The 10575-nt window shown below is 65.7% G+C and carries 11 protein-coding genes; 10 read left to right on the top strand and 1 reads right to left on the bottom strand.

All coding sequences use genetic code 11. The features are described from left to right. From QM712_RS06865 to QM712_RS06825, 9 genes are all read left to right on the top strand, one after another. Positions 1-286: cbb3-type cytochrome c oxidase subunit I (locus QM712_RS06865; RefSeq protein ID WP_415022312.1), on the top strand; the 286-nt coding region annotated here is incomplete at its 5' end. Between the two features lie 11 nt (positions 287-297). After that, on the top strand, positions 298-1032 hold the full coding sequence (gene ccoO, locus QM712_RS06860) for a cytochrome-c oxidase, cbb3-type subunit II (protein WP_415022311.1): 735 nt from the start codon (positions 298-300) through the stop codon (positions 1030-1032). Positions 1033-1045: 13 nt separating this feature from the next. Further along, the gene (locus QM712_RS06855) at positions 1046-1210 is read left to right on the top strand and encodes a cbb3-type cytochrome oxidase subunit 3 (RefSeq protein ID WP_415022310.1); all 165 of its coding nucleotides are present in this window, start codon (positions 1046-1048) and stop codon (positions 1208-1210) included. Positions 1211-1216: 6 nt separating this feature from the next. Next, positions 1217-2092: a cytochrome-c oxidase, cbb3-type subunit III gene (ccoP, locus tag QM712_RS06850; protein ID WP_415022309.1), complete on the top strand. Its 876-nt coding sequence runs from the start codon at positions 1217-1219 to the stop codon at positions 2090-2092. Between the two features lie 112 nt (positions 2093-2204). After that, on the top strand, positions 2205-3671 hold the full coding sequence (gene ccoG / locus QM712_RS06845) for a cytochrome c oxidase accessory protein CcoG (protein WP_415022308.1): 1467 nt from the start codon (positions 2205-2207) through the stop codon (positions 3669-3671). 15 nt (positions 3672-3686) lie between these two features. Next, positions 3687-4172 carry a FixH family protein gene (locus QM712_RS06840; protein ID WP_415022307.1) on the top strand — a complete coding sequence of 162 codons (486 nt, stop codon included), beginning with the start codon at positions 3687-3689 and terminating at the stop codon, positions 4170-4172. A gap of 12 nt (positions 4173-4184) precedes the next feature. After that, on the top strand, positions 4185-6377 hold the full coding sequence (locus QM712_RS06835) for a cation-translocating P-type ATPase (RefSeq protein WP_415022306.1): 2193 nt from the start codon (positions 4185-4187) through the stop codon (positions 6375-6377). Further along, positions 6377-6559, top strand: a complete 183-nt coding sequence (ccoS, locus tag QM712_RS06830; RefSeq protein WP_415022305.1) for a cbb3-type cytochrome oxidase assembly protein CcoS — start codon at positions 6377-6379, stop codon at positions 6557-6559. Before QM712_RS06835 ends, ccoS begins: the two co-directional genes overlap by 1 nt. A 72-nt stretch (positions 6560-6631) precedes the next feature. Continuing rightward, on the top strand, positions 6632-7588 hold the full coding sequence (locus tag QM712_RS06825) for an oxygenase MpaB family protein (protein ID WP_415022304.1): 957 nt from the start codon (positions 6632-6634) through the stop codon (positions 7586-7588). Between the two features lie 126 nt (positions 7589-7714). Here the strand turns inward: QM712_RS06825 and glgA are convergent, their stop codons facing one another. Beyond that, entirely contained in the window at positions 7715-9130 is a 1416-nt protein-coding gene (gene glgA / locus QM712_RS06820) for a glycogen synthase GlgA (protein ID WP_415022303.1), read from the bottom strand. Positions 9131-9330: 200 nt separating this feature from the next. On the opposite strand from glgA, the gene QM712_RS06815 reads away from it, so the two are divergent. After that, positions 9331-10527 (top strand): CaiB/BaiF CoA transferase family protein, encoded by a 1197-nt coding sequence (locus QM712_RS06815; protein ID WP_415022302.1) that lies wholly within the window; start codon positions 9331-9333, stop codon positions 10525-10527. Positions 10528-10575: the final 48 nt, after the last annotated feature.

The following is a 10575-nucleotide window of genomic DNA, read 5'->3' as shown; positions in this document are numbered from 1 at the left end:
CTGGCACTTCTGGATCTCGACGCTCGGCATCGTCTTCTACATCTCGGCGATGTGGGTCTCCGGCATCCTGCAGGGCCTGATGTGGCGCGCCTACACCTCGCTCGGCTTCCTCGAATATTCCTTCATCGAGACCGTCGAGGCGATGCATCCCTTCTACATCATCCGTGCCGCCGGCGGCGCGCTGTTCCTGATCGGCTCGCTGATCATGGCCTACAATCTCTGGATGACGGTTCGCGTCGGCGAGGCGGAAGTCCAGATGCCCGTCGCTCTTCAGCCGGCGGAATGAGGAGCTCCACCATGTCGTTCTGGACACGCCACCAAGTCTTCGAAAAGAACTCGATCATCCTGATCGCCGGCATCCTGCTGGTGATCGCGATCGGCGGTCTCGTCGAGATCACCCCGCTGTTCTACCTCAAGAGCACGATCGAGGCGGTCGACGGCGTCAGGCCGTACACGCCGCTGGAGCTCGCCGGCCGCAATGTCTATGTCCGGGAGGGCTGCTATCTCTGCCATTCGCAGATGATCAGGCCGCTGCGTGACGAGGTCGAGCGCTACGGTCACTTCTCGCTCGCGGCCGAGAGCATGTTCGACCATCCGTTCCAGTGGGGGTCGAAGCGTACCGGTCCCGACCTTGCCCGCGTCGGCGCGAAATATTCCGACGACTGGCACGTCACCCATCTGACCAATCCGCGCGCGATCGTGCCGCAGTCGGTGATGCCGGGCTATCCGTTCCTGGCCGAGAACGAGGTTGATCCCGACACGATCGCCGACCACATGCGGACGCTGAGGGCGGTCGGCGTGCCCTACACCGACGAGCAGATCGCGAATGCGGGCGCCGACCTGAAGGCGCAGGCCGATCCGGACAATGCCGGCACCGATGCCTTCAGCAAGCGCTACGCCAAGGCCGTGGTGCGCAACTTCGACGGCAAGTCCGGGACGCCGACCGAGATGGACGCGCTGATCGCCTACCTGCAGATGCTCGGCACGCTGGTCGACTTCAAGCTCTACAACGAGAAAGCCAATCTTCGCTGAGAAGGCACGAACGATGAAAGCCATCCTGACACTCGACAATCTCGCGTCCGGCCTCGTGACGACGATCTGGACGCCGATCTTCGTCGCGATCTTTCTCGCGATCATCGCCTACGCATTCTGGCCCCGCAACAAGGCCGCGTTCGACGAAGCGGCGCACCTGCCGTTGCGGGAGGAGTAAGAGACCATGACCGATCATCACAGCGACATCGATTCCGCCTCCGGCACGTCCACGACCGGACATGAGTGGGACGGCATCAAGGAGCTCAACACGCCGCTGCCGCGCTGGTGGGTGATGTGCTTCTACCTCACCATCATCTGGTCGATCGGCTACTGGATCGTGTATCCGGCCTGGCCGCTGATCCAGAGCAATACCACGGGGCTGTTCGGCTACTCCTCGCGCGCCGACGTCGCGGTCGAACTCGCCAATCTCGAGAAGATCAGGGGCGACAAGATGGCGGCGCTGGGCGCGGCCTCGCTCGCCGACATCGAGAAGGATCCGGCTCTGCTGGTGCTTGCCCGCGCCAAGGGCAAGACCGTGTTCGGCGACAATTGCGCGCCGTGCCACGGCAGCGGCGGCGCGGGCGCGAAGGGCTTTCCGAACCTCAACGACGACGACTGGCTGTGGGGCGGCACGCTCGAGCAGATCATGCAGACCATCCAGTACGGCGCGCGTTCCGGCCATGCCAAGACCCACGAGGGCCAGATGCTGGCCTTCGGCAAGGACGGCGTGCTGAAGCCGGACGAGATCGTGACGGTCGCCAATTACGTGCGGTCGCTGTCGGGACTGCCGACCCGCAAGGGCTACGACGCCGCCAAGGGCGAAAAGATATTTGCCGACAATTGCGTCGCCTGTCACGGCGATGGCGGCAAGGGCAACCAGGAGCTCGGCGCGCCGAACCTGACCGACAAGATCTGGCTCTACGGCTCGGACGAGGCGACCCTGATCGAGACCATCAGCAACGGCCGCGCCGGCGTGATGCCGGCCTGGGAAGGACGGCTAGATCCCGCCACCATCAAGGCGATGGCGGTCTACGTTCACTCGCTGGGCGGCGGCAAATAACGGGGTTGGCGGGGCGGCGGGGGCGAAGAAAAGCGCCCCCGTTTGCGCTGGATCAACTGACGCGGCGGCGCCGGGTCTAGGTTTAATCGCACCTCTCAAGAAGTTCCAGGCGATGAACAAGGCCGTGAACCCGAACGAATTCACATCGAACGACGATTATGGGCCGCTCTACGCCGCCCACAAGAAGGTCTATCCCCAGAGCGTCTCCGGCACGTTCCGCCGGATCAAGTGGGGACTGATGGCGTTCTGCCTCGGTGTCTACTATTTGCTGCCGTTCGTGCGCTGGAATCGCGGCCTCGGCGCTCCCAGCCAGGCGGTGCTGATCGACCTTCCGAACAGCCGCTTCTATTTCTTCTTCATCGAGCTCTGGCCGCAGGAGGTTTATTACTTCACGGGCCTGCTGATCGTCGCCGCGGTGGCGCTGTTCCTGATGAACTCCGTCGGCGGGCGCATCTGGTGCGGTTATCTCTGCCCGCAGACGGTGTGGACCGACCTGTTCTATGCGGTCGAACGCTTCGTCGAGGGCGACCGCCGCGAACGCATGAAGAAGGACAAGGCCGCCGGCGCGCTGACGCTCAAGCGCATCTCCGAGATCGGGCTCAAGCATTTCATCTGGCTCATGATCGCCTGGTGGACCGGCGGCGCCTGGGTACTCTATTTCAGCGACGCGCCGACGCTGGTGAAGGAGCTGCTCACGTTTCAGGCGCCGATGATGGCCTATATCTGGATCGGCATCCTCACCGCGACGACCTATCTGCTTGCGGGTTACATGCGCGAGCAGGTCTGCACCTATATGTGCCCGTGGCCGCGCATCCAGGCGGCGCTGACCGACGAGTGGGCGCTCAACGTCACCTACCGCTACGACCGCGGCGAGAAGCGTACCTCGGTCAAGAAGGCGATCGAGCTGCGCGCGCTCGGCGAGCATGTCGGCGACTGCGTCGATTGCTATCAATGCGTCGCGGTCTGCCCGACCGGTATCGACATCCGCAACGGGCCGCAGCTCGAATGCATCCAGTGCGGGCTCTGCATCGATGCCTGCGACAACGTGATGACGAAGATCGGCCGGCCGACGCGCCTGATCGGTTACGACAACGACATCAACATCCAGCGCCGCCAGGACGGCAAGGCGCCGATCTATCGCATCGTACGCGCTCGTACCATCGTCTACAGCGCGATCATCGCGGCGGTCGGCGGGATCATGCTGTACACGCTCGCGACGCGCAGCCTGCTCGACGTCAACGTGCTGCACGACCGCAATCCGGTCGCGGTCAAGCTCAGCGACGGCTCGATCCGGAACGCCTATACGGTCCGGCTCCTGAACAAGAGCGGCTACGACCGCGTCATCGCGATCGACGCGGACGGGCCGGTCAATGCGACGCTTCACGTCGTCGGTGCCGATTCGGTGACGCCGGACCGCCCGATGATCGTGATCCCCCGCGACTCGACCAGCGAACTGCGCTTGCTCGTGACCGCGCCCGCCGAGAGCAATCCGGAGAAGTCGATCCCCGTCCGTTTCCACGTCACCGACATCGGGCTCGGCGAGGCCGCGTCCGCCACCGACAATTTCGTCGCGCCCTAGGATCAGGAGATTGCCATGGCATCCAAGCCGCTGACCGGAACCAAGGTCTTCCTGATGCTGGTTGCCTTCTTCGGCGTCGTCATCGGGGTCAACGTCACCATGATGAAGCTCGCGATCGCGACGCTGCCCGGCACCGACGTCGACAGCCCCTACGCCGCGGGCCTCACCTATGACCGGGAGATTTCGGCGGCACAGGACCAGGCCGCGCGCAAATGGCAGATCAACGCGCATATCGAGCGTCGCGCCGACGGCGGTGCAACGCTTCAGGTCGACGCGCGCGACGCGGCCGGCCGGCCGATGAGCGGGCTGAAGTTTGGCGGCCGGCTGGAACGGCCGACCGACAAGCGGGCCGACCTCGCGGTGGAGCTGACCGAGGCCGGCATCGGCATCTATCGCGGAAATGCCGCCTTTGTCGCGCCGGGCCAGTGGGATTTGGTGATCGAGGGCGACGTGCGGGGCGAGCGCATGTTCCTGTCGCGCAACCGGGTGATCCTGAACTGAGAGGGGCGCACCATGCAGGTGACGCGAGACTTTTCGCACTATGTGCGCGGCGTTGGCGACGGGCTCCAGCATATCGATCTCGCCGTCGAAGGCGTTCATTGCGCCGGATGCATGGCCAAGATCGAGCGCGGTCTCTCGGCCATTCCCGACGTCACGCTGGCGCGCGTGAACCTCACCGACCGGCGCGTCGCGCTGGAGTGGAGAGAGGGCACGCTCGATCCGGCCCGCTTCATCGATCGCCTCGAAGAGCTCGGCTACAAGGCCTATCCTTACGAGACCGAAAGCGCGGAAGCGACCGAGGTTGCGGAATCGCGCTTCCTGCTGCGCTGCCTCGGCGTCGCGGCCTTCGCCACCATGAACGTGATGATGCTGTCGATCCCGGTATGGTCCGGCAACGTCTCGGACATGCTGCCCGAGCAGCGTGACTTCTTCCACTGGCTGTCGGCCCTGATCGCGCTTCCTGCGGCGGCCTATGCCGGTCAGCCGTTCTTCCGCTCGGCCTGGCGCGCGCTGTCGGCGAAAACCACCAACATGGATGTCCCGATCTCGATCGGGGTTTGCCTTGCGCTCGGCATGTCCGTGGTCGAGACCATCCACCATGCCGAACATGCCTATTTCGATGCGGCGATCATGCTGCTCACGTTCCTGCTGGTCGGGCGTTTCCTCGACCAGAACATGCGGCGGCGGACCCGCGCGGTCGCCGGAAATCTCGCGGCGCTGAAGGCGGAGACCGCAGCCAAGTTCATCGGGGCAGATGAAATCTCGCAGGTGCCGGTCGCCGCGATCCATCCCGGCGACATCGTGCTGCTGCGCCCCGGCGAGCGCTGCGCGGTCGACGGCACCGTGATCGAGGGACGTTCCGAGATCGACCAGAGCCTGATCACCGGCGAGACACTCTACGTCACGGCCGGGCAGGGCACGCCGGTCTATGCGGGATCGATGAACATTTCCGGCACGCTGCGAGTGCGGGTTTCGGCCGCCTCGGAGGCGACGCTGCTCGCGGAGATCACGCGGCTTCTGGACAACGCCCTGCAGGCACGCTCGCGCTACATGCGGCTGGCCGACCGCGCCTCACGACTCTACGCGCCTGTCGTGCACGCCACCGCGCTCCTCACCATCCTCGGCTGGGTCATCGCCGGCGCCGGCTGGCACGATGCGATCGTGACCGGCGTGGCCGTGCTGATCATCACCTGTCCCTGCGCACTCGGCCTCGCCATTCCGACGGTGCAGACGGTGGCCTCGGGAGCGATGTTCAGGTCCGGCGTACTGCTCAATTCCGGCGACGCCATCGAGCGGCTGGCCGAAATCGATCACGTCATTTTCGACAAGACCGGCACGCTGACGCTGCCAGATCTCGAGGTTGCCAACGCGGCGGACATTCCCGCCGACATCTTCGCGCTCGCCGGCCGGCTTGCGTTGTCGAGCCATCATCCGGTCGCCGCGGCGGTCGCGCGTGCCGCCGACGCGAAATCACCGATCGTCGGTGCGGTCGAGGAAGCCGGGCAGGGTGTGCGCGCGATGATCGACGGCGTCGAGGTCCGCCTTGGCCGTCCGTCCTTCTGCGGCGCTGAAGCGCAGTTTGGTGACGCGACCCGCCTCGATCCCGAGGCCTCCATCGTGGCCTTCAGCAAGGGCAGCGAGAAGTTCGTCTTCCCGGTGCGCCAGGGCCTGCGCCCCGATGCGCTAGCCGTGATCGCGGCGCTGAAGGCGCGCAACATCGGCATCGAGATCCTCTCGGGCGACCGGGAACCGGCCGTGATCGCAGCGGCCGAGGCCCTGGGCATCGCGGAATGGCGCGCCGGCGTCACGCCGGCCGACAAGATCGCGCGGATCGAGGATCTGAAGCAGCGCGGTGCCAAGGTGTTGATGGTCGGCGACGGCATGAACGATGCACCCTCGCTGGCTGCGGCTCACGTCTCGATGTCGCCGATCTCGGCCGCGCATCTCAGCCAGTCGACGGCCGATCTCGTCTTCCTGGGGCGCCCGCTGGCACCGGTCGTCGCGGCGATCGACCTCTCGCGGCAGGCGCTGAGCCTGATGCGCCAGAACCTCTGGCTTGCGATCGGCTACAACGTCCTGGCGGTGCCTGTCGCGATCAGCGGCATCGTGACTCCGTTGATCGCGGCCGCCGCCATGAGCGGATCGTCGATCCTGGTGATGCTGAATTCGCTGCGCGCACGCCGCGCTTCGCGGGAGATCGCGTGATGGAAATCCTCGTCATCCTGGTCCCGCTGGCGTTGGCGCTCGGACTGGCAGGCCTCGTCGGCTTCCTCTGGTCGCTCCGAAGCGGCCAGTACGACGATCTCGACGGCGCGGCCTGGCGGGCGATCGCCGACGACGATCCGCCGCAGGAGACGCCGGCGGATGTGGCGGGAGCGAAACGCTAGGCGCGAGCGCACACACGTTCATTGAATTGACACAGGCCTCGCGGATCGTCGGCCGTCCGCAGTCGGGAGGCCATGCATCCGGTGTCCGGGAGTGATCTGGAGTCTGCGCTCGATCGCGTGCGCGCCGGGGCGGCGGGACCGGACGAGGGCGTGTTCGGTCCGGCTTCGCTGACCTGGCGGGTCGACCGGGAGGCCGTCATCTTTCTCGGGGCCGGCCGCGCGCTGCTGCTTCAGCTCGCACACCCCTGGGTCGCGGCCGCGATCGCGGAGCATTCCCGCACCTTTGCCGATCCGATCGGCCGTTTCCACCGCACCTTCGACATCGTCTTCGCCATGGTGTTCGGCTCGCTCGACAGGGCGCTGCTGTCGGCCCGGCAACTGCATCGCCGCCATACCATGATCGTCGGACAGATGCCGCAGACGGTGGGTCCCTTCGCTGCGGGCTCATCCTATCGTGCCAACGACGTCCCGTCGCTGCGCTGGGTTCATGCGACGCTGGTCGAGACCGCGCTGGTGTCGCACGATCTGGTTCTGCCGCCGCTCTCGGCGGAGGAACGGGAGCGTTATTGGAGCGAGCGCCGGATGTTCGGTGGCCTGTTCGGATTGACCGCGGACGATCTGCCGGCGGATTGGCGCGCTTTCGCGGATTACAACGCGCAGATGGCCCAGTCGGACATCCTGACCGTCAGCCCGGCCGCCCGCGAAATCGCCGCGCAGATCTTCGGCGGTGCACGTCCATGGCTGAGGCCACCGCGATGGTATCGCGCGCTCACCGCGCGGCTGCTGCCGGAGCGATTGCGCGAAGGTTTCGGCCTTGCGCTCGACGAACGCGACGTCCGCGCCGTCGACAACGCGCTGACATGGATACGGCGCATCTATCCGAGATTGCCCGATCGGCTGCGCTATGTCGGCCCCTATCAGGAAGCGCTGGCGAGGCTGCGGGGCGAGCCGCAGCCCGACTGGATGATCCGCTGCCTCAATCGTGCCTGGATCGGACGGCCGCAGATGGACGAAAGAGGGAAGGGGTGAAGGCCGTACTTCGCCACGAACGCCGTTATTGCGAGCGCAGCGAAACAATCCGGACGAGCTCTGCGGAGAGGATCCGGATTGCTTCGCCGTTTCGCTCCTCACCATGACGGAGGAGTTCGGCTCTCCTCATGCCAGCGCCAGCTTGCGGTACAGCGCACTATAGCTGCCGGCCGAGATGTTCCAGGAGAACGAGCGTCCCATCGCGCTTCGGCGCATGGAATCGAGCTGGTCATGCGCCATGAACGCCGAGAATGCGCGGCGGACGCCGCCGAGGAAGGATTCATGCGAGGGGCTGGAGAACAGAAACCCCGTCTCGCCGTCCGTGATCGTCTCCGCAAGGCCGCCGGTCTGATGGCCGATCGGCAGCGATCCGAACCGCTGGGCGTACATCTGGCTCAATCCGCACGGCTCGAAGCGCGACGGCATCAACGTGAAATCGCTGCCGGCGAAAATCCGCCGCGCCTGGGCATCGTTGAAGCCGATGGCGACCCCGATGGCATCAGGGCGGCGGCGATGCGCGTCGATCAGCGCCTGCTCGAGCGCCGGTTCTCCGGAGCCGGTGACCACGATCTGTCCGCCGCTGTCGACGATCTCGTCGGCCGCCGACAGCACGAGGTCGATGCCCTTCTGGTGCACGAGGCGCGCGACGATGCCGAACATCGGCCCGCGCGACACCGCAAGTCCGAACTGCTTGCGGACATAGTCCGCGTTGGCCTTCTTGCCGACCCAGTCGCCGGCGCCGAACTGCTGGGCGAGCTGCGCGCAGGAGCGCGGGTCCCAGCTCTCGTCGATGCCGTTGAGGATGCCGGTGAGCTCGGCGGCGTCGGAGCGCAGCCGCAACAGTCCTTCCAGGCCGCAGCCGAATTCGGCCGTGGTGATCTCGCGCGCGTAGGTGCCGCTGACGGTGGTGAGGTGCGAAGCATAAACCAGCCCCGCCTTGAGGAAGGAAACCTTGTCGTAGAACTCGACGCCGTCGATATGGAATGAGCTCTCCGGCGCGCCGATCCGCCGCAACGCGTCCTTCGGGAAGAGTCCCTGATAGGCCAGATTATGGATGGTCAGGATCGACGGCAGCCGGGTGCCGCGCCAAGCGAGGTAGGCCGGCACGAGCGAAGCCTGCCAGTCGTTGGCGTGGATCAGGTCCGCTGCCCAATTCTTGTCCAGGTTGCCTGCGGCGAGTTCAGCCGCAGCCGAGGCAAAACGGGCGAAACGGATGTCGTTGTCGGGCCAGTCGCGCCCGGACTCGTCGCCATAGGGGTTGCCGGGCCGGTCGTAGAGTTGTGAGCACAACAGCACATAGACCGGCAGGCCGTCTTTCGTTGCGGCCCGGCCGAGCGAGCAGGCCGGCATATCGGCGAAGGCGGGACAGCGTCCAACGATCTGAATATGCGTGAGTTGCTCGATGACGTCACGATAGCCGGGCAGCATCACCCGGATATCGGCGAGAGGGCGAAGGGCCCTGGGAAGAGCGGCGGAAACGGCACCGAGACCGCCGACGCGGACGAAATCGTCCATTTCAGTCGTAACGAACAAGACCCTCAAGAACGATTGCCCTCTTCCGATCCCGCTTGCTGCTATGCAAGATCGGGTCCAGTTGCCCCTGGAATTCTCTGCCAGCCCGCCGGACGCGCCCGTTCGGTAAAGACTTTCCTACTCGGTCGCCGCCATCTAGGCTCGGCGCACCAACAAGAAGGAACATCCAAGGTTCCTAAGGGATCGGACTCGGCAAGGACGCAGCAGCCATGCAGCTAGCAGACAAGCATGAGAGGACGACGACAAAGGCCTTCGCCGGTCTGCGGGTTCTGGATTTTTCGACCACCATCGCCGGCCCCCATTGTGCGCGGATGCTCGCCGACATGGGCGCCGAGGTCATCAAGATCGAGACCGACGGCGGCGAGACGATGCGGACCCGGCCACCGCTGCGCAAGGGATGCAGCACCGTGTTCGGCCAGCTCAATGTCGGCAAGAAGAGCATCGTGCTCGACCTCAAGTCCGAGGATGGCAAGGAGGCGGTCCGCCGGCTGGCGGCGACCGCCGATGTGCTGGTCGAGAACTTTCGCCCGGGCGTGATGCGCCGCCTGCGGCTCGACTATGACAGCCTGCGTCCGGTCAATCCCAGGCTGATCTACTGCTCGATCTCGGGCTACGGCCAGAGCGGGCCCTCCGCCGAGCTGCCGGCCTATGCGCCCGTGATCCATGCGGCCTCCGGCTACGACATGGCTCATCTTGCCTACCAGCCCGGCCGCGACCGTCCCGACTATTGCGGCATCTACCATGCCGACGTCGTCACCGGCACCTACGGTTTCGGCGCGATCGCCGCGGCGCTCTATCAGCGGACCGCGACCGGACTCGGCCAGCATATCGACGTGTCCATGCTGGAGTCGATGCTGACGCTCACGGTGATCGAGCTGCAGAGCGCGCAGTTCGCGGTGAAGCCGCCGCCGCGCCCGATGTTCGGCCCGACCGAGACGGCGAACGGCTACGTCATGATCACGGTCGCCAGCGAGAAGACGTTCCAGTGCCTGATGGCCGTGATCGGCCGTCCCGAATGGATTTCCGATCCACGCTTCGCTTCTTATGCCGTCCGCCGCGACAACTGGGCCGACATGATGGACGGTGTCGAGGCGTGGTCGCGGCAGCTTTCGACCGACGCATGCCTTGCCGCGCTCGGCTCTGCCGGTGTGCCGGCTTCGGCCTATCGCACCGTGTCCGAGGCGCTGGCCGATCCGCAGATCGCGCACCGGCAGGCGCTCTCGTCCGTCGAGGACGGAGGCGGCTCGTTCAAGGTGCTCAATCTGCCGTTCCGGATGACCGGCACCGACACGACGCCGGGCAAGACCATGGCGGTGCTCGGCGAGCACACGGATGTGCTCCGCGACGAGATCGGCCTGTCGTCCGATGGGGCAATTCCGTCAGGCAAAACGCTGGCGACGCGCTGAGCATATCCGCCGCGCGCATGCGGCATTTGATCTCGCGTGCGTTCCTCT

This window comes from Bradyrhizobium sp., assembly GCF_047605465.1.
Classification (GTDB): Bacteria; Pseudomonadota; Alphaproteobacteria; order Rhizobiales; family Xanthobacteraceae; genus Bradyrhizobium.
This window is presented reverse-complemented; position numbering and strand designations above follow the sequence as displayed.